This is a genomic window from Blautia sp. HCN-1074 (assembly GCF_037890165.1).
Classification (GTDB): Bacteria; Bacillota; Clostridia; order Lachnospirales; family Lachnospiraceae; genus Blautia_A.
The window spans coordinates 17,110-40,218 of the sequence record NZ_JBBKBP010000001.1; the positions used below are offsets into that span (position 1 = coordinate 17,110).

At 42.5% G+C, this 23,109-nt stretch carries 22 protein-coding genes; all 22 read right to left on the bottom strand.

Going from position 1 to position 23,109, the window contains the following annotated elements; translation table 11 throughout:
* Positions 1-145 precede the first annotated feature (145 nt).
* Entirely contained in the window at positions 146-937 is a 792-nt protein-coding gene (locus WKT11_RS00085; RefSeq protein WP_340281478.1) for a SpoIIIAH-like family protein, read from the bottom strand.
* Positions 938-947: 10 nt separating this feature from the next.
* Positions 948-1,265, bottom strand: a complete 318-nt coding sequence (locus WKT11_RS00090; RefSeq protein ID WP_242986892.1) for a hypothetical protein — start codon at positions 1,263-1,265, stop codon at positions 948-950.
* Positions 1,252-1,815 (bottom strand): stage III sporulation protein AF, encoded by a 564-nt coding sequence (locus WKT11_RS00095; RefSeq protein ID WP_117677127.1) that lies wholly within the window; start codon positions 1,813-1,815, stop codon positions 1,252-1,254. Before WKT11_RS00095 ends, WKT11_RS00090 begins: the two co-directional genes overlap by 14 nt.
* 60 nt (positions 1,816-1,875) lie before the next feature.
* Positions 1,876-3,090 carry a stage III sporulation protein AE gene (locus tag WKT11_RS00100; protein WP_118590738.1) on the bottom strand — a complete coding sequence of 405 codons (1,215 nt, stop codon included), beginning with the start codon at positions 3,088-3,090 and terminating at the stop codon, positions 1,876-1,878.
* Positions 3,087-3,473 (bottom strand): SpoIIIAC/SpoIIIAD family protein, encoded by a 387-nt coding sequence (locus WKT11_RS00105; protein ID WP_340281483.1) that lies wholly within the window; start codon positions 3,471-3,473, stop codon positions 3,087-3,089. Before WKT11_RS00105 ends, WKT11_RS00100 begins: the two co-directional genes overlap by 4 nt.
* Before the next feature lie 93 nt (positions 3,474-3,566).
* On the bottom strand, positions 3,567-3,761 hold the full coding sequence (spoIIIAC, locus tag WKT11_RS00110) for a stage III sporulation protein AC (protein ID WP_117677161.1): 195 nt from the start codon (positions 3,759-3,761) through the stop codon (positions 3,567-3,569).
* Positions 3,762-3,796: 35 nt separating this feature from the next.
* Positions 3,797-4,315, bottom strand: coding sequence for a stage III sporulation protein AB (locus WKT11_RS00115; protein WP_117677130.1), 519 nt, complete (start codon positions 4,313-4,315; stop codon positions 3,797-3,799).
* Entirely contained in the window at positions 4,300-5,238 is a 939-nt protein-coding gene (spoIIIAA, locus tag WKT11_RS00120; protein ID WP_340281491.1) for a stage III sporulation protein AA, read from the bottom strand. Before spoIIIAA ends, WKT11_RS00115 begins: the two co-directional genes overlap by 16 nt.
* Positions 5,239-5,326: 88 nt before the next feature.
* Complete coding sequence (locus WKT11_RS00125) at positions 5,327-6,454, bottom strand: YncE family protein (RefSeq protein WP_340281495.1); 1,128 nt, start codon at positions 6,452-6,454, stop codon at positions 5,327-5,329.
* Between the two features lie 3 nt (positions 6,455-6,457).
* Positions 6,458-7,012 carry a 4'-phosphopantetheinyl transferase family protein gene (locus WKT11_RS00130; protein ID WP_117845705.1) on the bottom strand — a complete coding sequence of 185 codons (555 nt, stop codon included), beginning with the start codon at positions 7,010-7,012 and terminating at the stop codon, positions 6,458-6,460.
* On the bottom strand, positions 7,009-8,835 hold the full coding sequence (locus WKT11_RS00135; RefSeq protein WP_117677133.1) for an ATP-dependent helicase: 1,827 nt from the start codon (positions 8,833-8,835) through the stop codon (positions 7,009-7,011). The genes WKT11_RS00130 and WKT11_RS00135 overlap by 4 nt, the downstream gene beginning before the upstream one ends.
* A 2-nt stretch (positions 8,836-8,837) precedes the next feature.
* Complete coding sequence (gene gltX, locus WKT11_RS00140; RefSeq protein WP_119242644.1) at positions 8,838-10,289, bottom strand: glutamate--tRNA ligase; 1,452 nt, start codon at positions 10,287-10,289, stop codon at positions 8,838-8,840.
* A 189-nt stretch (positions 10,290-10,478) separates the two neighbouring features.
* Positions 10,479-12,194, bottom strand: a complete 1,716-nt coding sequence (locus WKT11_RS00145; RefSeq protein WP_340281507.1) for an acetyl-CoA carboxylase carboxyltransferase subunit alpha — start codon at positions 12,192-12,194, stop codon at positions 10,479-10,481.
* Between the two features lie 100 nt (positions 12,195-12,294).
* Positions 12,295-13,641 carry an acetyl-CoA carboxylase biotin carboxylase subunit gene (locus tag WKT11_RS00150; RefSeq protein WP_119244107.1) on the bottom strand — a complete coding sequence of 449 codons (1,347 nt, stop codon included), beginning with the start codon at positions 13,639-13,641 and terminating at the stop codon, positions 12,295-12,297.
* Positions 13,642-13,643: 2 nt separating this feature from the next.
* Positions 13,644-14,075: a 3-hydroxyacyl-ACP dehydratase FabZ gene (gene fabZ, locus WKT11_RS00155; protein ID WP_117677137.1), complete on the bottom strand. Its 432-nt coding sequence runs from the start codon at positions 14,073-14,075 to the stop codon at positions 13,644-13,646.
* Between the two features lie 209 nt (positions 14,076-14,284).
* Positions 14,285-14,767 carry an acetyl-CoA carboxylase biotin carboxyl carrier protein gene (accB, locus tag WKT11_RS00160; RefSeq protein WP_117677138.1) on the bottom strand — a complete coding sequence of 161 codons (483 nt, stop codon included), beginning with the start codon at positions 14,765-14,767 and terminating at the stop codon, positions 14,285-14,287.
* 4 nt (positions 14,768-14,771) lie between these two features.
* Complete coding sequence (gene fabF / locus WKT11_RS00165) at positions 14,772-16,007, bottom strand: beta-ketoacyl-ACP synthase II (protein ID WP_117845695.1); 1,236 nt, start codon at positions 16,005-16,007, stop codon at positions 14,772-14,774.
* Positions 16,008-16,159: 152 nt separating this feature from the next.
* Positions 16,160-16,900, bottom strand: coding sequence for a 3-oxoacyl-[acyl-carrier-protein] reductase (gene fabG, locus WKT11_RS00170; RefSeq protein ID WP_117677140.1), 741 nt, complete (start codon positions 16,898-16,900; stop codon positions 16,160-16,162).
* Complete coding sequence (gene fabD, locus WKT11_RS00175) at positions 16,901-17,821, bottom strand: ACP S-malonyltransferase (RefSeq protein WP_340281523.1); 921 nt, start codon at positions 17,819-17,821, stop codon at positions 16,901-16,903. It abuts the gene before it with no gap.
* Positions 17,822-18,036: 215 nt separating this feature from the next.
* Positions 18,037-18,270 (bottom strand): acyl carrier protein, encoded by a 234-nt coding sequence (acpP, locus tag WKT11_RS00180; protein WP_117677142.1) that lies wholly within the window; start codon positions 18,268-18,270, stop codon positions 18,037-18,039.
* A gap of 329 nt (positions 18,271-18,599) precedes the next feature.
* Entirely contained in the window at positions 18,600-19,796 is a 1,197-nt protein-coding gene (locus tag WKT11_RS00185) for an FtsW/RodA/SpoVE family cell cycle protein (protein WP_117677143.1), read from the bottom strand.
* Positions 19,797-20,091: 295 nt separating this feature from the next.
* Entirely contained in the window at positions 20,092-23,103 is a 3,012-nt protein-coding gene (locus tag WKT11_RS00190) for a hypothetical protein (RefSeq protein ID WP_340281532.1), read from the bottom strand.
* Positions 23,104-23,109: the final 6 nt, after the last annotated feature.

The following is a 23,109-nucleotide window of genomic DNA, read 5'->3' on the forward strand; positions in this document are numbered from 1 at the left end:
AATTATTATCTGCAACTGTCCAGCATCCAGCCAAACAGTATCTGTTACGTTTCCTATTTTTTTACAGCATTCCTATTCTAGTATATGCACCGCTTTTCTGTCAAGATATATGTCTGTTGATTTTCAGGATATTTCTGTCGGGCTGTCAATCATAAATGTCAGTCGTGTCAATCGTTGTATCTTCATATGGCTGTGCGGATGTCTCACTGTCCTCATAGGAAGTATCATCTGATGATCCGTCTGATGTGTCTGAACTTTCACCAACATCTGCCGCTGTATCTACGCTGTCCTCTGCAACATCTTCTCCTTCTTTCAGCGGAGTGATCACAATATTCTCTGCGGCAATTCCTGTTTTTCTTTTTACGATATCTTCAATCTGTGCCCTCTGGGCATCAGAAAGTTCCGCATCCGGAACTACTATATCTGCGGTTTCTCCGGTAAGATTTACCACGACATCCTTAAATCCTTTCGCTTCCAGCAAAAGTTCTGCCGCCGCTTCTTTCTCCGAAAGGTCTGTCATAGAAACCATGGTATGTATTGCTTCCTGCTTCTCTTCATCATCAATCCCCTCATTATTGATAATGTCCTGGAGGTCAGCTTTATTCTGAGACCGAACCTGTTCTCTGCTGATTTTTGCCTGTGCGGCAAATCCGGTAGAACCTGTAAGCACCGCCTCTCCCGGCGTATCTGTTTCCTGGCTGTTTGTGAGGCTGTCATCTGTAAGACTTGCACTTTTATCCGACTGATTTTCATCCAAAAGGGCTGTCTCATCTGTGAGATCATATCCCGCATCTTCAAGGATACTGCTGCTATCCGTACTTGCTTCCTTATCCTTAAATCCGAGATCTACATCTGCAAAGTTCAGATATCCTGCTACTGCAATGAGAATTGCCAGTGATGTAATGATGACCTGATTTTTTTTGATGACTTTTTTCACATTTCTCTCCTCATTTCATTTTCATTATTCTAATTCTATGAGCGTCCACCTGAAATAATGCCATTACTGCCTCCTGAATCTCCCGTACCACCACAGGATCTCCACCTCCTTCTGCCGAGATCAGAACGCCTGTCACCTGTATCGTGCCGGAATTATAAAAACTCTGTCCGTCCTTCTTCTCATCTGTCATCAGAATGACCTGTACTTTTCCCACTCCGTCCACATTTTCAAGAAGCGCTTCCAGTTTTTCTTCCAACATGCTTTTTTGAAGATCTGCTGTTTCATTCAATGCAAAAGTGGTCTTTTGTTTCTTATCAGAGACTGGCATCGCTGCCACGGCCAGAAGTATCCCAAGAAGTAAGAGAATCCCCCACTTTGCCGGACTCATCTTTGGCAGTTTGGATATGAATCCTGTTTTCATTAATCCCCCATTCTTCCACCAGTTCATCTGCGATCCCCCTTTTCTCTTCCTGCGAAATCTTTTTCTTTAGTAAAATATCTGCCTGCGCGTCCTCTCCTTCTATATTTACTTTCACCTTATATACTTCTATGCCTCTTTTTTCCAAAGATTCTCTGATTTTCTGTTCCAGCTCCATTTCATAGCCTTTTTCCAGATATATCTTTTGTAGATTTTGAAATTCCTGAAGTTCTTTTTCTTTATTCTCCCTCGAAAAGTTCTCCAGAAAACTCACCGTCAGTTCCTGACCTTTTCCAAGAATAGAAAATATCGGTGTGCTCATCATAAATATCAGTAGCAGCCCCATAAAAAAACGCACATATTTTTCATATTTTTTATCCGGAACCAGATTGAGAACAGCTGTAAAAAAAATATAAAACACAGCCAGATTCCGGATCCATAAATACAGCTCTTTTTTCATCCACTCCTCCTGCTGAATATTCTATAGCCGGCCAGGAAAATCAGCTGTGCTATGATTGTTTCAGGATACGCCTGCAATAACAATTAAAAAAGTCAGCATACAAAGTACTTCCGCAGTCATCAGAAGTTTCAGAAGCAACGCACAGCCTTCTCCCATTGTTGTCAGCGCTCCCACAACTCTTTTATCCGAGACAGGCTGTGCAAGTGCCGCCAGAAAGCGATAGATCAGTGACAGGCTCCCATAATGAAGCACCGGGCCTGCTCCGATCACTAGTAATAAAATGACGATCACAACTCCCAGACTGTTTCGAACCATCACCGCACTGGTCAGCACCAGCTCTGTCACCGCAGTTACCGCATTTCCGATTCCGGGGATTGCACTTGCAGTTTTTCCTATGGCAGATCTTTTCAACGTATCGATCACAGGACTTACCATGTTCCTCACAATCTGAAGTCCCACTACAGTTCCCAGAAGTGTTTTCAGCCCCCAGCTCACAGCAACATCCAGAAGTTCAGCCATTTTGCTGAGCATTTCTTCTTTTGACAGGTGATTTACCATCTTCAGAAGTACGCTCAAGTTAATGACAGGAAGAAACAGATTTACAAGCAGCCACTGAATCGCCCATACCATCAAAAGAACACCCTCATAAAACACAGCTGCCGTTGCAGCCCCTGTTGAAGCAGTTACTGTCATAAAATAAGCCGGAGACAATACTTTCATAAAATTTACCAGTCCCATAAGCCGTTGCGACAGAACATTTCCTAATCGTGTAAAGTTCTCCATCAGTATCATAAACAGAGCAAGATAAACAATATAAAAACTGATACTTCCAACCTGTCCATCTCCAAATACATCTGCAAACTCTGCCAGCACCGCCGCAATCAGTATGATCAGCAACAGTTTCCATATCATCTCCTTCTCATTCTTCATTTCCGAAAAAAAGAGACTGCACAAAAAACTTCGTACAGTCTCTTTTGAAATCGGTTCTTCCCCGTTTATTAAATTCAGTAATGCTTCTCTGACGGAAAATGTATGGTCAGCCATAATCTCGTTTAGCATCTTCTGCATATCATCAATCTGTATTTCATCGAGCAGTTGCTCCTGTAACGCCAAAGAAGTCGATTCTTCCTGCTGCTCATTCTGTGTAGCAGCTTTTACGAGTACTGTCTGCTTCCCAAAAAATATAATACCCTGCATGATCATCACTGCCGCTATCCTGCGCAGTATCTTCTTGCGCAGGATTTTCTTATGTAGGCGTATTTCTTTTTGCATCATATCATAAACTCCGAAATCGTATCAAGGATTGCCAGCAACACCGGCATGCTTAATACCATTACTGACAACTTGCAAAAAAGGTCTATCTGTGTTCCGATCGTCTGATATCCAGCATCTTTACAGATTGCTGATGAAAACTGTCCGATATATGTAATACCAATGATCTTTATCAGAACCGTCAGATAACTGCTGTCTATGGGAAAGCTTTCTTTCAGTCTGTTCATCGTTTCAAACAAATATGAAACCTTTCCGGCCGCCAGACTAAGGATCAGAAAACCGGTTGTCATAGTCACAAGTGCTGCAAACTCCGGTTTGGTTTCTTTCAAAATAAATCCTAACATCATTCCGCAGATTCCCATGACCGAAACTTTTACAATATCCATGATCGTCATCCTTTCTGATGCTAAGCATAGGATTACAGATTAATATTTTCAATTGGATCAAGTATTCGAAATCCGCTTTCACTACTTGCCTGATCAAAGTACAAATAACTGTTGAATACTCTCAAACAATTCATAAATATACGGAACAATCCAGAACAGCACCATCAAAAGCCCTGCCAGACTCACAAGAAATGCCTGTTCTTCTCTTCCACTGTGCTTCAGAATCTGGCAGAGAATGGAAACCAGAATTCCCACTGCAGCGATTTTGAAAATAAGACTTACCTCCACAGTCTCTCCTTTCCGGCTTCTGCCTTTTGACTCCATTACAGGAAAAGAACAACTACAAATATTCCGCCCAGAATTCCCATACTGCGGTATAATTTTCTTTTTTCATGAAAATCTTTCTCAAGTTCCCTGATTGCATATTCGGTTTCTTTTTCCAGCTGGTCCAACTGTTTCAGCTGCATCTCCAATCCAAGATAACCCAGTCGGTCTCCCAGTGAATAAAAACGTTCTCTTTCCTCTTTAGAAAGGCAGCTCAGATCAAGACATTTCCCTGCACATTCTCTGAATATTCTGCCAAAAGTCACTCCTGTTTTCTTTTTCATCTCCTGTGCAGTAAGTATAAAAAATTCTCTGTACTTTCCTTCCAGTTTACCGGAAGCGCCTGTAAAAGCATCGTACAGAGATTTATTTCCATAGCGTATTTCCCCTCTTAAGAGGATGATCATCCGTAAAATCATTTCCAGCATTTTCTTTCGTTTTCCAAGTTCAGCACTCTTGGCTGATCCAATGCCAATGCCGGAAATCATAATCACACATAATCCTATTGTTTTAAGCATACCCTGCCATTTTCGTCAAGCACGGCCTCGAGACAACCTGCCTGATCATTTTTGTCAAGAATAATATATCGTTCAAATACCTTTTCACTCATGAGCTTATAGAAAAATGGCTGCTCCAGAACATCTTCCAGACAATTTCCATGTGCAGTTGCGATCAGCTTACATCCACAATGGATCACTGACTCAACTGCCTTGAAATCTTCCTCACATCCCAATTCGTCCACAGCCACCACATCCGGTGACATGGAACGCACCAGCATCTGCATTCCTTCCGATTTCGGACAGCAATCCAGCACATCTGTGCGCATCCCCAGATCATTCTGCGGAATCCCCTGATAACATCCTGCCAGCTCACTTCTCTCATCCACCACACCGACAGTCAGGCCAGGAGTGTTTGACCAGCCGTTACTCAACTGCCTGATGATGTCTCTCAATAAGGTAGTCTTTCCACATCTCGGCGGTGAGATGATCAGTGTGTTTGCAACCCATTTCTCTGTACGGATATAAGACATTACTTTATCCGCGCATCCCTGGATCTCATGGGCCAGACGGACATTAATACAGGAAATATACTTCATTCCCATGATCCTGCCTCTGTCCAGCACGACTTTACCGGTCACTCCTACTCTGTGACCGCCCTGAACACTGATATATCCCTGTCTGATCTCATCTTCATAAGCATACAGGGAATATCCTGTCACGTATTCTAATGTTTCTTTCAGATCCTCCCTTGTTACCAGATATTGCTCCTGGCCCGGTTTTCTCAAGAAACATTCTCCTCCGTCATATGTCAGAAATAACGGACGCCCTACCCTCAGGCGTATTTCATATAATTTATCATAGTTAAGCTCCGCATCCATCAGTAACTGCCGGATATTTCCGGCAAACAGGTTTTCAATCTGCTGCGCTTCTATGTGTCTCACCTCTTTACCTCAATATCTACAGATTGCTCCGCTGTAAACAGCTCCCGCAATCCTGCATATCATAATATATGTGGACAAACCGTTTTTATTACTCTTCCTGATAGGAGTCTTCCATTTTAGTAAGATCCAGTTTCAGCACACGGTCTACCACATTGCCTGCATATCCTCTGTACGCATAGGCACCTGATTCAAAAAGTACGTAGAGTTCATCTCCATCTACTACGATCTGCTCGATCATCTCAGGCATTCTGTATGATCTGGCGGAATTTTCATTTACATACAGTCTCTTATCTGACTGCTCGTAGAAAACAATTCGAGACGGTAAAATTCCAAAAGAATGGGACAGCAGCAATTTATCGTTATAAAAAGCCATCCCCTGTGCCTGCTCTGATATCGTAGAATAATCCAGAGGAACTGCCATCTCAAACATCATGCCTAATTCCTCGTCAAAAGTATTCACCAGGTCTCCCTGCTCATCTACCGCATATCTTGCAATCATACTTTCTGTATATTTGTTAAAACAGCCAACATACAGGCATCCCTTATAAAAGGTCATAAAGGAATCTCTCACGATTCCGTAAAGACTGCATGTCTGGTTTACCTGCACAGGCATATGGTTGTCTGCATAATTATACTCTCTCAGAACATCCATCTTAATACTGACTGCCTGCGCAATCCCATTCGTATTTGAAGAGTACCACAACATATCATGATCCGGGTCGTATGCAAGTCCCCCTACATGAGGCAGACCAGGCAGCACGACTTCTTTGATAAATCTGTGAGTTTCTTTATTTATCACATATATAACGGAATTGTGTTTTGCCGTATGACAGTATGCACTTACAAGTACATACTCATCCGTTACCGCAAGGCCCTGCGGGGTCATGGATGTACATACTGCCTGCTTCGTACCTTGTGCATTCAGAAACGTTCTGGTATATTTCAGCCCCGGAATGATATAAGTTCCGTACTCCTTTTCTTTTTTTCTTCCATCAAAAGCAAATCTGTTCAATTCCTCCTGCTGTGACAGCATCTGAATCTGTCCCCGCAGTGAATACACTGCTGCATCCTGATTCGTTACAAGATATTTTGCAGGAGGCTCTGTCTTACCTCTGTATACGAAAGCATATCCCCAGAAAGCCAGTCCAAGTGCAAATACAACCATCAGCACCTTCACTGCCAGTCTTCGGATTTCTTTCTTCGTCTGTTTATTCATGTCTTACCCAAGTAGTATGATATCTTCAAACTTCCAGCAGATTTCCATGGGATTCATCGCCCATACGGCTCCACTGTAACCATCTTCCATGTCAAGGAGCATACTGCTGCCTTCATTCATTGATATTGTCCTTAAGTCCCTGGAAAGCCCTTCACCGGTCCATTTAATATAAGCTTCCCGTAATACCCACTGTTCAAAAAAACGCTCTTGCATATCCGCGCTTGCCAGAATCTCATTATACTCATCTTCCGGTACCATGCGCTTAAGCATCCTCTCATAATTGGCCTTACGATGAATCTGTACATCAATTCCAACTTCCTGGTCAGCCAGAATACATACCACATATTCTCCCGAATGACTGATATTATAATGTAAAGACGGACGATAAGATAGGAAAGGCTTCCCATGTTCGCCTTCCGCTCTCGGCTCATAACTCAGATTGATATTATATTCCTTTCTGAGCGCAGTCTCCAAAAGCTTCTCCGCGATCATGTGTTCCATATGCGCACCCACATATTCTTCCCGTATCTTCGTATAATAAATTACTCCTTTATTCATAGGCCTGTCTCCTCAAGGAACCGAGATGGCTCCCGTTCCTTCTCATACTGGTGTCTCACATAGGAAAGTACAAGTTTCTTCTTTGCTCTCGTCATACCTACATAAAACAATCTTCGTTCTTCTTCCACTGCTTCTGCAAGAACTGCCTTACGGTAAGGAATACTTCCCTCATTGACATTCAGGATATACACGATATCATATTCCAGGCCTTTCACAGCATGAAGGGTGGATATGGTCACTCCCTCTCTGTGATCCTGTTGCTTTCTCGCCTGTTCATTCAGTCTCTTTGTATATTCCTCTATGTATACCTGCCACTGTGCAAGGTTTTTCATCCCTTTTGTACTTTCATGAATCCTGTCCAGAGTTTCAAGCAGTTCCTCTGGTTTTATTTTACGATACTGTGCATATTCGCGCAAGTATTCTTCGAATCCCATTCCTTTTCGGATAAAATTAATTGCGGCAAAAGGAGAAAGTGTGCCAAGAATCTTAAGATGAGTCTCCAATGTAGTAATTCTGTCGCACATCCAGTCTTTATCTTTATAATATTCCCGTAACTGCTCAAAATTAATCTGTGTATTCTTCAAAGCTTCCCTTGAAATATATCGATTAGGCCTGTTCATCACTTCCAGAAAATTCTTCCGGCTTCTGTCACCTGCCGACATCTCAAGATAAGCCAGAATACTGCGGCAGATCCAGTGGCGGAAAAGATTGGGCAGCTGCTCTTTCATGGTAAATGGAACCTGATACTCCATCAGTGCATTAATCAGCCCTTCTGACTCCTGATTGGTACGGAGCAGAATCGCTGTATTTTCCAGATTCTCACCACGCTCCAGTCTCTTTTTCAAAGCCGCTACTACACACATATACTCTTCTCTGGGATTATCAAATTCCTTGCAGGTGACTGGCATTCCTTCTTCATTCGGTGTAGTAAGCTGCTTCTTAAATCGTTTCGTATTGCATGAAATCACTTCCATCGCTGTATGTAAAATATTCTTACTGCATCTGTAATTTACATCCAGAAGAACAGTCTCCGCTTTCGGATAATCCTTTGTAAAATTCAGCATGATCTCCGGTCTCGCTCCCCGAAAATGATAGATAGACTGATCATCATCCCCCACAATAAATAAATTATTGGCAGGGGCAGCCAGCATCTGCAAAATCTTATACTGCAAGCTGTTAATATCCTGAAACTCATCCACCAGGATATAGACAAACTTTCGTCTCCATGCATTCAGAATATCTGGTCTCTGGGAAAAAAGTTCATAGCAACACAATATCATATCATCAAAATCCAGTTTACGTTTTGCTTTCAGCGTCTGCTTATATCCTCGAAAAATATCCCTGAAAATCTCATCTGAACAGCAGGAAGCATAATAGTGCTCCGGAGAAATACAATTTCCCTTTACAACACTGATTTCTTTGGCAATCTCCTCAAGAAAATCTCCTTCCTGTGCCATTTCCTGTCCATATTTCTCAGTCATTTCCCTCAGAATACTATATTTCTCTTCCTCAGAAAGAATATTAGCCGCACTCAGATGATATGCCGCCTTTAAGATCCCATAAAAAATTCCGTGGAATGTTCCAAAAGTCACTTCACTTCTGTCTTGTCCCACGAATTTCAAAAATCGTTCTTTCATCTCTGTCGCCGCTGCTCTGGAAAAAGTTACAACCAAAATAGAAGAAGCCGGTATCTTCCCCTCATTGATCATGTATGCAGTTCTCTCCACAATAACGGATGTTTTCCCCGAGCCGGGACCTGCCAGAACCATCATAGGTCCCGACAGGTGAGCGATAGCCCGAAGCTGAGATGGATTTCTCTTCATATTTATTTGCTTAATTTCTCAATAGCCGCCTTTACTCGTTTGATCGTCTCATCTTTACCGATGATCTCCATAATCTCTGTTGCACCGGCAGGTGTCATCTGCTTACCTGAAACAGCAGTACGTAAAGGCCACATTACATATCCGTTCTTATAACCGTGCTCTTTGACAAAGCCGCTTAATGTCTCATATAACGGATCGTTCATGTAATCTTCCTGCTCTTCAAGGACCGGGAGTACTTCTTTTAATACTGCAAGAGAGGTCTCTTCATTTGTTTTCATTTTCTTGTGGCAGTACATAGCAGAATCATATTCCGGTACTTCCTCAAAGAAATCGATCAGAGCCGGGATATCAGGGAATGTCTCAATTCTTGTCTGAACCATTCCGGCGATCTTCTTAAAGTTATAATCTTTCTTCAGAACCTCTTTCATGTACGGAAGAGCTTTCTCATAGAATTCGTCCGGATCCATTTTCTTAATATACTCACCATTCATCCAGCGAAGTTTTGCAACGTCAAAGACTGCCGGTGATTTGTTGATATGATGATAATCAAATGCCTGAACCAGTTCATCCAGTGTAAAGATTTCTCTGTTGTCAGCCGGACTCCATCCAAGAAGTGCAACATAGTTGATAATTGCTTCTGAAACAAATCCCTGATCCAGCAGATCTTCATATGAGGAATGTCCGCAACGTTTAGAAAGTTTCTGATGTGTCTCATCTGTGATCAGAGGACAATGTACATAAACCGGGATATCCCATCCGAATGCTTCATAAATACGGTTGTATTTCGGAGCTGAGGAAAGATATTCGTTACCTCTTACTACGTGAGTGATCTCCATTAAATGGTCATCAATAACATTTGCGAAGTTGTAAGTCGGATATCCGTCAGATTTGATAAGAATCAAATCTTCAAGTTCTTCGTTATTTACTGTGATATCTCCATAGATTACATCATGGAAGGTTGTTGTTCCTTCTGTCGGCATGTTGAAACGGATAACATGTGGTTCTCCGGCATCCAGACGGCGCTGTACTTCTTCTTTGGAAAGTCTGAGGCAGCGTTTGTCATAGATAGAAATTTCTTTGCCTGCAACAACTCGTTTCATGCCTTCCAGTTCTTCTTTCTGACAGAAGCAGTAGTAAGCATCTCCCTGTTCTACTAACTGCTGTGCATATTTCAGATAGATTCCCTGTGCCTGACGTTCACTCTGTACATACGGACCGAATCCTTTGTCTTTATCCGGACCTTCGTCATGAACCAGTCCTGTTTTGGCGAGTGTACGGTAGATAATGTCTACAGCGCCTTCTACGTAACGTTCCTGGTCTGTATCTTCAATACGGAGGATAAAATCTCCGCCTTCATGTTTTGTAATGAGGTATGCATATAATGCTGTTCTTAAATTTCCAACATGCATTCTGCCTGTAGGGCTTGGTGCAAATCTTGTTCTTATCTTAGCCATAACTTTTCACTCCTGAATTTTTAGTCAATCTGTAAAAAAAGGCCCTGCTTAAAAGCAGCGCCTTTCTACTTTCGGGTTTATTATACGTCAGAGGCTTTTTTATTTCAAGACAGGATATGGGAATTTTTTTAATTTGTTTTAGAAAGGGGACGCATGGTGGATACTGGCTGTATAACATAACGTTAGTTCTCACATTCTGCGAAATCTTTCATACCTTTCCTGCGCGATCTGCTCTGCGGTTTTTCCGGATTGGTTTATAAGGAATTGTTTCATGCGGATTTTCATGTATTCTGCGATTTCCGGAAGGGTTTCTTTGCTGGCGGGGTGTTCTTCGGGGATGATTCGTTCAATGATTCCCAGTTCTTTCAGGTGTGCTGCTGTTACTTTCATAACTTCTGCGGCTTCGGGGGCTTTTTTGCTGTCTTTCCAGAGGATGGATGCAAATCCTTCCGGGGAGAGAATGGTGTAGGTTGCATTTTCCATCATCCAGACTTCGTTTCCTACGGCCAATGCAAGGGCACCACCGCTGCCGCCTTCTCCGATTACGATAGAGAGTACCGGCACTTTGAGATCAGAAATTTCCAAAAGATTGCGTGCAATGGCTTCTCCTTGTCCTCGTTCTTCGGCTTCGAGTCCGCAGAATGCTCCGGGGGTGTCTACGAATGTGATGACTGCCCGGCCAAATTTCTCGGCTTGTTTCATCAGGCGGAGAGCTTTTTTATATCCTTCCGGGGAGGGCATTCCGAAGTTGCATCTGATGTTTTCCTTTGTAGTGTGGCCTTTACGGATTCCGATTACTGTTACCGGCTGTCCGTCGAGCGTGGCAATTCCGCCGATGATTGCGGCATCATCTTTAACACCTCTGTCACCATGGAATTCCATAAAGTCGTCGAAGATTGTATCAATATACTCTGCGGCCGACGGGCGGTCATTACTTCTGGCAATTTTAACTCTGTCCCAGGCAGTGAAATTTTTTTGTTTCTTTTGTTTTTTCTTTTTTCCAAAAGTATCAATTGCTCTTGCGACAGTTTCTTTAGGAAATTCTTTGTATTGTTCTCTGGTGCTGTGCATTTTTAATACCAAAGACAGTACCTCTTTCATGGATCCACGTTCTGCGATTCCATCCAGAAAGCCGTGGTCCAGAAGAAATTCCGGGCGTTGGAAGCCTTCTGGCAGTTTCTGACCTATGGTCTGTTCGATGACTCTTGGACCTGCAAATCCGATCAATGAGCCAGGTTCTGCCAGGATGATGTCTCCAAGCATGGCGAAGCTTGCTGTGACGCCTCCGGTTGTTGGATCTGTCAGTACAGAGGTGTAAAGAAGTCCTGCTTTTGAATGGCGTTTAATGGCTGCGGATGTCTTTGCCATCTGCATCAGGGAGATGATTCCTTCCTGCATTCTGGCGCCGCCGGAGCAGCAGAAAAGAATGACCGGAAGTTTCTGTCTTGTTGCTTCTTCGAATGTGCGGGTTATTTTTTCTCCGACTACATAGCCCATGGATGCCATCAGAAATCTGGTATCCATGGCGCCGATTACTGTCCGGATCCCTCCGATGGTGGCTTCCCCGATTAAGATTGCTTCATCCAGTCTGGTTTTTTCTTTCAGGTTTTCTATTTTCTGTGGGTAGTCCGGGTAGTCCAGGGGATTGTTATTTTCAATTCCCTTAAACCATTCTTTAAAGCTTCCCTCGTCTGCGATCATCTTAATGCGGCGTTTTGCGCTGATTCTAAAATATCCTCCGCACTTCGGGCACGCATAGGCATTGGATATTACGTCTTCTTTATAAACCATTTCTCCGCATTTCGGACATTTAATCCATAACCCTTCCGGTACGGAAACAGATGCGGCCTGTTTATGTCGTTCTTCTGAAATTGTTTTTTTAAAAAATCTTTTTAAGTCTGCCATTGATCCTGCTCCTTTATGTAACCCGTTTCTCTTCTTTTCTCAAATCAATTCTGCCTACGGCGGGTCGCTTTAGCGCCGTAATTTCTCTATAAAATCTTTATCACAAATCCGGATAATGCTGTGGTATGAAATCTGTGGTGATATTTCCTTCCTGGAAATCCGGCTGGTTGAGGAGTTCATATAGAAAATCTACGTTCGTCTTTACCCCTTCTATTGCAACTTCTCCCAGTGCACTGATCATTTTGCGGATAGCATTGTGACGGTCTTTGTCATAGACGATGATCTTCGCAATCATGGAATCGTAGTATGGTGGAATTGCATAGTCATTGTATACTGCGGTGTCTACACGTATCCCATTTCCTCCAGGCAGATGTAATCCTGTGATCTTACCCGGGCATGGCATGAAATGTCTCGCAGGATCTTCTGCATTAATCCTGCATTCCATGGCATGTCCGCGAATTTCTATGTCTTTCTGCCTGATACTTAATGGTTCTCCTGCTGCAATACGGATTTGTTCTTTAATCAGATCCACGCCTGATACAAATTCTGTCACTGGATGTTCTACCTGGATTCTGGTATTCATTTCCATGAAGTAGAATTCTCCGGACTGGTCCAAAAGAAATTCGATTGTCCCGGCACTTTCATAGCCTGCGGCTTTTGCGGCAAGAACGGCTGTCTCACCCATTTTTTTTCGAAGTTTATCTGAAATTGCAATACACGGTGATTCTTCGATCATCTTCTGATGGCGGCGTTGTACAGAACAGTCACGTTCTCCAAGATGGATCACATTTCCGTATTTATCGGCAAGAATCTGTACCTCTACGTGTCTTGGATTCTCCACAAATCGTTCCAGATACATCGTATTATCAGAGAAAGAATGTATCGATTCCTGCTGCGCTGTCTCAAATAATTTGCCAAATTCCTTTTCGTCTCTTGCCACTCGCATTCCTTTTCCGCCACCACCTGCGGATGCCTTGATCATGACCGGAAAGCCTATCTCCTTTACAGCTTCCTGTGCCTGTGCGACTGTATAAACCGGCTCTTTTGTTCCCGGAACTACCGGAACTTTGGCTTTTCGCATGGTGTTTTTTGCTTCAGATTTATTTCCCATTCTGGAAATTACTTCTGCGGACGGACCAATGAATGCTACGTTACATTTCTCACACATTTCTACAAAGCGGCTGTTCTCTGACAGAAAACCAAATCCCGGATGAATCGCTTCTGCCTTTGTGGCAATCGTAGCACTTAAAATCCGTTCCATATTCAGATAGCTGTCTGTAGACGCCGCTTTACCAATGCAGACTGCTTCATCTGCAAGCTGAGTATGTAAGGCATCTTTATCCGCCTCCGAATAAACAGCAACCGTACGGATTCCCATTTCACGACAGGCGCGGATGATCCGCACTGCAATCTCTCCACGATTGGCGATCAAAATTTTTCCAAACATTTTTATGCTCCTACTGCAAAGGTCAATTCTGCGATTACTGCTACCTTGCCGTCCTGATTGGTGGCTTTTGCTCTGCCGACTCCCATAGGACCTTTTTCTTTGATAATCTCTACTTCCAGAGTCAGAGTATCTCCGGGTACTACTTTATTTTTAAATTTCGCATTATTGATAGATGCAAAGTATGCGATTTTTCCTTTATTTTCCGGTTTGCTTAAGATTGCAACTGCTCCTGTCTGGGCAAGTGCCTCAATGATCAGTACTCCCGGCATTACCGGTTCCTGCGGAAAATGACCTGCAAAATATGGCTCATTATAAGTTACGCATTTCTTTCCTGTTGCTTTCACTCCCGGCACCAGTTCTTCAATCGTATCAATTAAAAGGAACGGATGTCTGTGTGGAATAATTTCCATAATTTCTTTTGTTGTTAATTTCATGAGCTTTATCTGCTGCTGTTTACTCCTGATACAGCAGCAATACCTCCTTTCCTTTATTATGTACTCTCGGAGTCTTTATTGCACTTGCTTTTATGGCTGATTTTTCGCCAGATGCACCCGAATTTTATCAACGTACGCCTCAAAAATCCGGGCACATCTGACAAAAAATCTTCTCATAAAATCAAGTACAAAAAGATTCCGAGAGTACATTATTCTATCACAAACATGGGCTGTCCGAACTCTACCATTTGCTCATTTTCTACCAGAATTTCTTTAACTGTTCCGTCAAATTCTGCTTCTATTTCATTCATCAGCTTCATTGCCTCAACGATACCCAAGACCTGCCCTTTACTTACTTTATCTCCCACTTTTACAAATGGGGCACTGTCCGGTGAGGAAGCTGCATAGTAGGTTCCCACAAGTGGAGATTTCACTATATTTCCAGTGAGTTTTTGTGTATCATCTGCTCTGTCTGTGTCTTTCTGATTCTGTGCGGCAGCCTGTAAAGTCGGCTGTACTGTTGGCTGATAACCAGCCGCAAAGGATGCTGTATCTGCGCTTGCGGCTACCTGCTGTACGATTGTCTTCTCTGTTGACATGGAAATATTTAAGTTTCCATCCTGCAAATTAAATTCTGTCAGATTAGAATCGCTGACTGCATGAATGAGTTCCAGTATATTTGATAATTCCATCTACTTAGTCCTCGTATTTCTTAATAAGTAAGGAAGCATTATGTCCACCAAATCCAAGAGAGTTGGATAATGCATATTTAATGTCCATCTTAACCGGGCCATCTCCTACATAATCCAGGTCACATTCCTCATCTGGCACCTGATAACCAACTGTCTGATGAATCAGACCTTCCTGAAGTTCTTTTACGCAGGTGATCACTTCTACAGCACCGGCTGCTCCGAGAAGGTGTCCTGTAATAGATTTCGTAGAATTTACTTTCATTTCTTTTGCATGTTCACCGAATGTTTTCTTAATAGCGATTGTCTCAAATAAATCATTATGATGTGTGCTTGTGCCATGAGCGTTTACATACCATACGTCATCTGTGGAAATTCCAGCTTCTTTTACGGCAAGTTCCATAGCTTTGGCAGCTCCGGAACCGTCCTCTGCCGGAGACGTGATATGAAATGCATCACCTGTTGCACCGTATCCTACAACTTCACCAAGAATCTTCGCACCGCGTGCTTTTGCGTGCTCCAGTTCTTCGAGAACAACGACACCGGCACCCTCGCCCATGACAAAGCCGCTTCTTTCTTTATCAAACGGAATAGAACATCTTTTAGGATCTGTGGAAGATGTCAGCGCAGTAAGCGCCGCGAAACCACCAAATCCTGTTGGTGTAATGGCAGCTTCTGTTCCGCCTGCAACCATAACATCTGCATCAGAACACTGGATGGTACGATATGCTTCACCGATACTGTGGGTTCCTGTCGCGCAGGCAGTCACAACATTGATGTTTTTTCCGCGAAGCCCAAACTGAATGGAGACATTTCCGGATGCCATGTTGGAAATCAGAAGCGGAATCATCAGTGGATTCAGTCTGCCTGGTCCTTTCGTGTTAAGAATTTCGCAGGATTTCTCAACAACCTGCATGCTTCCGATACCACTTCCAACGCTGCATCCAACGCGAAATGGATCTTCTTTCGTCATATCCAGTCCGGACTGCTCAATTGCCTCTTTTGCCGCAGCTACTGCATACTGGCTGAAAAGCTCCATACGCTTTGCCGATTTAAAATCCATATAATCTTTTGCATTGAAGTTATTGATTTCTGCTGCCATATGTGCTCTGTATTTACTTGAATCAAAACGTGTAACTTCCGCAAAATTTGTTTTGCCTTCTTTCACGCTGTTCCAGAATTCTTCTACACTCAATCCTACCGGAGTGATTGCTCCCATTCCTGTGATTACAACTCTTCTCATTTTATTACATATAATCTCTGTTTATCCTCTTTGAGGATAATGGATTATTCCCCTTTCTCCCTGTTTCCTGGGTTTGGTCTTAGTTATCTGTCAATATCTTATTCTCACTTTACAGTTCATCGTATTTCCCGATTTTATATCTCTGGGAAAACTTATACATTCATTCCACCATCCACACTGATGACCTGTCCTGTGATATAATCAGCTTTGTCTGATGCCAGAAATACCGCCACATTCGCGATATCTTCCGGTTTTCCAAATCGTCCCAGGATAATCTGTCTGCAGGCATTTTCCCTGATTTCTTCTGAAAGAACGCCTGTCATCTCTGTATCCACAAATCCCGGTGCGATTGCATTTACTGTGATACCACGGCTTCCGAGTTCTCTTGCCATTGTCTTTGTCAGACCGATCACACCTGCTTTAGACGCTGCGTAATTTGCCTGTCCTGCATTTCCAAGAATTCCGGAAACTGAAGAAATATTAATAATTTTTCCACTCTTTTGTCTCAACATCTGACGGGCACTGTGACGAATTGTATTAAATGTACCTTTCAGATTCACATTCAATACAGAATCAAAATCCTCTTCCTTCATTTTCATGATCAATCCGTCTTTCGTAATTCCTGCATTATTAACCAGAATATCCAGACGTCCATGCTCTTTCACAATGTCTTTGATCATTGCTTCACATGCCTCAAAATCACTGACGTTACATTTATATATAGAAGCTTTTCCGCCATTTTCTTCGATTGTCTGTTTTACTTCTTTTGCTCTTTCTTCAGAACCGTTATAATTAACGACTACCTCTGCACCTTCTTTCGCAAGGGCAATTGCAATCGCACGTCCGATTCCACGTCCCGCACCTGTGACAAGTGCAACTTTATTCTCCAGCATTTACAGGCACTCCTTTCTTACTGCTTCCAAGTCTTCTATTTTCTCTATGTGTAATGCTTTCACATTCCTGTTAATCTTCTTGAGGAAGCCTGTCAGAGTTTTTCCCGGTCCAATCTCAATAAACGTATCTACACCATCATTTATCATCTGCTCCACGCATTGCTGCCAGCGGACAGAAGAAGAAACCTGTTTTACCAGCAAATTCTTTACATGGTCTGATTCTGTAACATATTGTGCAGTCACGTTTGTCACATACGGAATTGCGAAAGTCTGGATTTCTATTTTCTCCAGTTCTTCTCCAAGCTTTTTACCTGCTTCCTTAAGAAGCTCGCAGTGAAACGGTCCACTGACCTTAAGCGGAATCACACGTCTTGCGCCGGCTGCTTTTAATGCTTCTCCCGCTGTCAAAACCGCCTTTTCCTCTCCTGTGATCACAATCTGTCCAGGGCAGTTATAGTTGGCAATGGATACGATTCCCGGTGTCTCTTCGCAAATCTTCTCAATCAGTTCTGCATCTGTTCCAAGAATTGCTGACATCGCACCGCCTGTCGGATATGCCTCCTGCATCAGGATTCCTCTTTTTCTTACTATGGCAAATGCATCCTCTTCTCTCATTACTCCAGAGGCTGCAAGCGCACCATATTCTCCAAGGCTTAGTCCTGCATTTACCTGAGAGTGGATTCCCGCTTCCTCTACAGCTCTTAAGATTGCGATTTCTGCTGTCAGCATTGCAATCTGTGTATATTCTGTAATATTTAAATTCTTATTTTCCTCAAAGCACAACGTCTTTATATCCAACCCCGAGACTTTCGAAGCTTTTTCAAATACTTCACGGCTTACAGGAAATTTTTCATAAAAATCTTTTGCCATTCCTGTGTACTGTGCGCCCTGTCCTGGAAATACAAATGCAATTTTGGACATATCATTTTCCTTTCTTCATTTCTACTCAATAGTCAAGTGGATAAAAGTATTCCTTTTCGTTACTTGATTTGTTTAAACCAGTATAAATTCTCTTTAGTATGTTTATTATTTCAAATTATTTTGATTTAAAATATTTTGATATTCAAATTATAATATCAAAAAATTATCCCCGGAGTCATTTCTGACTCCAAGGAACGATTCATAAATCACTGTAATTAAGCTTCTACGCCTTTACCTTTAAGGTAATCCATAACAGCACCAACTGTTGTTAAGTCTGTAAGGTCTTCAGCCGGAATCTCGATATTGTATTCATCTTCCAGAGCCATAACCAGTTCAAACAAATCAAGGGAATCTGCTCCAAGGTCATCCTTAAAAGATGTCTCAGCAGTAATCTCTGCTGCATCACAATTTAACTGTTCTGCGATCATTTCACTCATTTTTTCTAACATAGTTCTTTTCTCCTTTAATCCAAGCCCGGAATATCCTATTTTCTGCCTCCGGTTATTACTTGTTTCTTCATTCTTTCATTTAAGCGGTCAACCGCTTTCTTCTCTACTTCTAACCATATCATTGTCATATAACAACTTTGGTTTCAGCTGCATCAATTACTTTGATGTTCAAAGTATATATTCTTCTCTTTTGTTTGTCAAGCACTATTTTATATTATTGAGCACATAGAAAACAGTAGGTGTTACTGTTCACTACGTGCTCAGTAACGTATGCTTAAAACGATATTCTGTAACTATCGTTATCGTCAGAATACATACCATACATATTATTAGCTCTCAAATTTAATCTGCCTTGCCACACTCAGCGCAAGACCCATCTCCGCCATAAGGAACAGTATCGACGTACCTCCGTAACTGATAAATGGCAATGTAACACCTGTATTTGGCATCAGATTGACAACAACTGCTATATTCAGAATTACCTGCAGTGCTATATGAATAAAGATTCCGCTGACCATCAGTGATCCAAATAAATCCGGCGCATTCTGTGCAATAAAGAATAATCGATAAAGCAGATACGCATACAGCATCAGAACGATCAGTCCACCGAAAATCCCAAGTTCTTCACAGATAATAGAAAAAATCATATCATTCTGTGCCTCAGGTACACTTCCAAGTTTCTGAATACTATTTCCAAGTCCTCTGCCAAAAAAACCACCTGAACCAATCGCATATAATGCCTGAATCGTCTGATATCCCCATGTATCCGCATATTCTTCCGGATGTAGCCACACCATGATTCGTCTCAGACGGAAACTTCCGCTTCCATCTACACTTGCAGTCGCATTTAAAATCAGCACTCCCACCACAATTAATGTGATACCGACAGCCGCGATAATCACAAAAATCTTCATATCCGGATGTGCTACAAAGATCAATCCTGCGGTAATACAGAAAATAATGATCGCCGTACTCAGGTTATCTGTAAATAAATATGCAGCAAATGCCAGAAGACCTCCTACACCGGCAAGAACCATACATCCCTTTAAAGTACGTACTTTCTTTCCCATGTGAACAATCATATACGGAAGACAGACAATAACCGCAATCTTTGCAATCTCTGCCGGCTGAAACTGAATCGGTCCAAGATTCAACCATCTCTGCGCACCATGTGAGGACTGTCCCAAAGGTGTCTTAACCAATGCCATTAATACTAATGCTGCTACATATAAAGCAGCTGCAAAACGATTAAGTATGCGATAATTGATTCTGGAAATAACAAGTGCCATAATAATACACGCAACACTGATCATGGCCTGTTTTTTGAAGAAGAACATATCATCTCCATAATTTATTTCTGCCGTATAGGAGCTTGTACTATATAGCATGATAAGCCCAAAACAGGTCAGTAAGACAATAACCGCAACAAGACTGTAATCATAATAATCTGCTTTCGCCTTTCGCTGCGTATTGCTTCTTCCTGATGAAGACGTATAAGACTGCTTCTGTGATTTTGTATTTGACATTTAATCACCTGCCGCTTTCTGTTTTTGTTTCCTGTAATAGGGAATCACCCCTAAATCGTACTTCATTATAACAGAAACTTTCTGTATAAGCAATGGGGCAGATGCATTATGCCTCTGCCCCATTTTTCAAGATATTTGTTACTGTTCACTCCGTTCCCAGCAACACGCTTCGCGATGCACAGAATTTATGCTAATCGCATAAATTCGCGCGGTATGTCTCGGGTTTTCTGTGACCTTCGCTCACAAAAAACACCTCGCGGGATATTACCAGTGAACAGTAACAGATATTTCCCCATTATTTCTCATCATCAATCTCAATCGGATCGGATTCAAAGATAAATTTAACATTTCCATCCATATCACTGGATCTATCTGTAAATGTTGTGTACATTACATCATCAGACTGAATTGCCTCAAATCTGTCAAGGATATCCTGAAGGTCTCCATTTACTGCATCATCCAGTTTCTTGATACCTTCTTTGTAGAACTTCTTCTGACCATCATTTAAATCTTTTGCCCCATCGTTGAGTTCTTTGATACCATCTTTAAGCTGGTCACTTCCGTCTGACAGTTCATTTGTTCCATCAAGCAGTGTCTGTGTTCCTGAAACAAGGCTTCCTGTTCCGGATGCAAGAGTCTGTGCTCCTGTTGCAAGAGTCTGTGCTCCTGTTGCGAGCTGAGATGCCCCGCTGTTTAATGTAGAACTGTTAGAAGAAAGCTGATCTGCGCCGCTATACAAAGCACCACTGTTGGATGCAAGGGTTTCCACACCACTTGTAAGCTGACCTGTTGCTGAACTGATCTGTGACATACCACTTGTCAGGCTCTTTCTTGCGCTCTTAAGTGTTTTTGCACCTTTTAACAGCGCCTGTGCGTTTGCATTATTCTTACCCTGAAGCTGTGTGATACCATCTGTCAAAGTCTTTCCGGAACTCAGAAGTGTATCTGCACCGGAGATCATCTGCTCAGTACTTGCTTTTGCAAGACTCTCATATCCACTCTGAAGGGATTTATTTGCTGTTGTAAGCTGTTCAGATCCGCTCTTAAGCTGTTCAATTCCCTGTAACATTGCAGGCATCTGCTGTCCAAGGCCATCAAACAATGTACTCATACCATTTACGCCGTTAGCAATCTGTGTTCCAAGTTCAGAAAGCTGACTTCCGGAAGCTGTCAGTGTGCCATCATTTGCAGTAAGCTGTTTTGCACCTGCATTCAACTGCTCTACAGTTGCTGTCACTGTCTGCATTCCCTGGCTTAATGCCTGTAGCTGCTGCTGAAGCTGTTCAACGCCACTGTTTACTGCTGCTTCCTGTGTATCTGCTGCGGAAGCCGCGCTGTCAGCAGATGCTCTTAAGCTGTCTGCTGCTGCCTGCAGCGCTGATGTGTCAGGTGCGGAAGCTGTGATCGTGGATGTTTCAATATTGGATGCGCTGTCTGCTGCTGCCTGGATAGAACCTAACGCACCGTCAACAGCTGCCTCTACTGCGGCTGCTGTCTCATCATCCATGTTGCTGTAATCAATATTATATAAAGCAGATTCTGCCGCTTCCAGCTGGCTGCTGACAGCTGCAACTCCTGCCTCTACTGAAGAAGCATCTACTGAAGCTTCTGAAGAATCACTGATCCAGGATTCAATCGCATCTGCCTGGCTGTTCATTGTATCTGCACTGTCACTTAACTGACCGGACATTGCCTGTGCACTTGCCTGTACCTCTGAAGCTGCAGAAGTTCCCATACTCTTAAGTGCAGTTTCAAGCTGATCCAGACCTGCTGCAAGCTGTTCTACACTTCCAACATATTCTTGTACTTTAGAAGTATAAGTAGAAACTCCTGTTGTATAATCAGTTATGTTTTTGCTGAAATTAGCAATCTGGTCTGCATCAATCTGGGAAGAAAGAGCAGTCATTTTATCTACTGCTGTCTGAATTCCGGTAACTGCAGTATCAATTCCCGGTACGATCTGTCCGATTCCATCTACCAGACTCTTAATTCCACCTGCATACTGGCTCACGCCACCTGCAAGCTGGTTAACTCCCGCAATGTACTGCTGCATTCCGTCTGTCAGAGTGCTGGTTCCGTTTACATAGTTCTGCACGCCACTTGCAAGCTGGTTACCACCGGAAACATAGGCATTTACGCCATCAGAAAGAGACTTCATTCCTGCCTCATATTCTGCCATCTTACTGTCCAGTGTATCCACACCTGCGGTATACTGTTTGATTCCGGCTGAAAGTGTATCTGCACCAGACGTGTAGGAAGAAACACCGCTGCTTAAAGACTGTGCTCCTGTGTTTAATGTCTGTGCTCCGCTGCTTAACTGCTGTGCTCCGTCATCCAGTTCCTTCGCACCATCATTAAGATCACTGACACCGGATTTTAATGTTCCGATTCCATCATAGAATTCTTTGTATTTATCATTTAATGTATTTGTTCCGTCATAAAGATCTTTTGTTCCATCTACCAGTTTTACCGCAGCATCTGTCAAATCTTTCATGGAGTCTTTCAGATCATCAAGTCCGTCTATATTGTCAAAATCGATATCTTTAAAGATATCAGTTAATGCTACGGTAAATGCAGAACTCATCTCGCAGTCTGTGACATCTGCTTCCATTGTAAACCCTTCCGGAATATCCACTTCATCAGCAATATCTGAAGACATATCCAGACTGTCTTTCATTCCCGGCATACCAAATCCAACTACAACATTTCTGCTTCCATCAGAAATAACTTTACCATTATCTACTGTTACGTTAGAGAAATTATCTGTAGAAAGAATCATTCCTGTTACCATAACAAACGGGGAATAAATCTCTGTGTTCTTACCATTCACTTTCTTGGTTGTTTTGGAAGTGTTTGTATAGGTAACCTCCATTTTAAGATGTCCGGTCTTTCCTGCCAGATCATCCGGTGAAACTTCTGTACCGTCCAGGTAATACTTGATTCCTACGGAAACCGGAAGTTCTTTATCTGTTTTACCCTGATAGTAAATATCTTTTCCTTCAGCACTCCATGTCAGATCATTTCCGCTCTGGGTAAATGTCTCATCACCTTTTACATTCTTGATATCTTCCAGATCAGAAGTATCCTTGATCTCAGAATCTGAACTGTCTCCTGAGTTTTTCAGCCAGTCGGATACGGTAACATCTGTTACTTCTCCATCTGCAGTTGTATTTACATAAACGGTTTCTTCCTTCTGAACGCTGTTATCACCTGTCTGTGCTGCTGCCATTACTGTACCTGCTCCGAGAACTACAGCCATACCTGCTGCAAGTGTTGCTGCAGCTGCTTTCTTTCTGTTTCTGTTCATAATAGA

What these genes read in the sequence shown, in the direction of transcription:
- gltX (WP_119242644.1), bottom strand. Translation starts at nt 10,289, where the DNA reads ATGGCTAAGATAAGAACAAGATTTGCACCAAGCCCTACAGGCAGAATG.
- WKT11_RS00190 (WP_340281532.1), bottom strand. Translation starts at nt 23,103, where the DNA reads ATGAACAGAAACAGAAAGAAAGCAGCTGCAGCAACACTTGCAGCAGGT.
- WKT11_RS00130 (WP_117845705.1), bottom strand. Translation starts at nt 7,012, where the DNA reads ATGAATAAAGGAGTAATTTATTATACGAAGATACGGGAAGAATATGTG.
- WKT11_RS00090 (WP_242986892.1), bottom strand. Translation starts at nt 1,265, where the DNA reads ATGCCAGTCTCTGATAAGAAACAAAAGACCACTTTTGCATTGAATGAA.
- fabZ (WP_117677137.1), bottom strand. Translation starts at nt 14,075, where the DNA reads ATGAAATTAACAACAAAAGAAATTATGGAAATTATTCCACACAGACAT.
- accB (WP_117677138.1), bottom strand. Translation starts at nt 14,767, where the DNA reads ATGGAATTATCAAATATACTGGAACTCATTCATGCAGTCAGCGATTCT.
- acpP (WP_117677142.1), bottom strand. Translation starts at nt 18,270, where the DNA reads ATGTTAGAAAAAATGAGTGAAATGATCGCAGAACAGTTAAATTGTGAT.
- WKT11_RS00095 (WP_117677127.1), bottom strand. Translation starts at nt 1,815, where the DNA reads ATGAAAAAAGAGCTGTATTTATGGATCCGGAATCTGGCTGTGTTTTAT.
- WKT11_RS00145 (WP_340281507.1), bottom strand. Translation starts at nt 12,194, where the DNA reads ATGGCAGACTTAAAAAGATTTTTTAAAAAAACAATTTCAGAAGAACGA.
- WKT11_RS00115 (WP_117677130.1), bottom strand. Translation starts at nt 4,315, where the DNA reads ATGCTTAAAACAATAGGATTATGTGTGATTATGATTTCCGGCATTGGC.
- fabG (WP_117677140.1), bottom strand. Translation starts at nt 16,900, where the DNA reads ATGCTGGAGAATAAAGTTGCACTTGTCACAGGTGCGGGACGTGGAATC.
- fabD (WP_340281523.1), bottom strand. Translation starts at nt 17,821, where the DNA reads ATGTCCAAAATTGCATTTGTATTTCCAGGACAGGGCGCACAGTACACA.
- WKT11_RS00100 (WP_118590738.1), bottom strand. Translation starts at nt 3,090, where the DNA reads ATGATGCAAAAAGAAATACGCCTACATAAGAAAATCCTGCGCAAGAAG.
- WKT11_RS00135 (WP_117677133.1), bottom strand. Translation starts at nt 8,835, where the DNA reads ATGAAGAGAAATCCATCTCAGCTTCGGGCTATCGCTCACCTGTCGGGA.
- WKT11_RS00105 (WP_340281483.1), bottom strand. Translation starts at nt 3,473, where the DNA reads ATGGATATTGTAAAAGTTTCGGTCATGGGAATCTGCGGAATGATGTTA.
- WKT11_RS00185 (WP_117677143.1), bottom strand. Translation starts at nt 19,796, where the DNA reads ATGTCAAATACAAAATCACAGAAGCAGTCTTATACGTCTTCATCAGGA.
- WKT11_RS00150 (WP_119244107.1), bottom strand. Translation starts at nt 13,641, where the DNA reads ATGTTTGGAAAAATTTTGATCGCCAATCGTGGAGAGATTGCAGTGCGG.
- WKT11_RS00125 (WP_340281495.1), bottom strand. Translation starts at nt 6,454, where the DNA reads ATGAATAAACAGACGAAGAAAGAAATCCGAAGACTGGCAGTGAAGGTG.
- fabF (WP_117845695.1), bottom strand. Translation starts at nt 16,007, where the DNA reads ATGAGAAGAGTTGTAATCACAGGAATGGGAGCAATCACTCCGGTAGGA.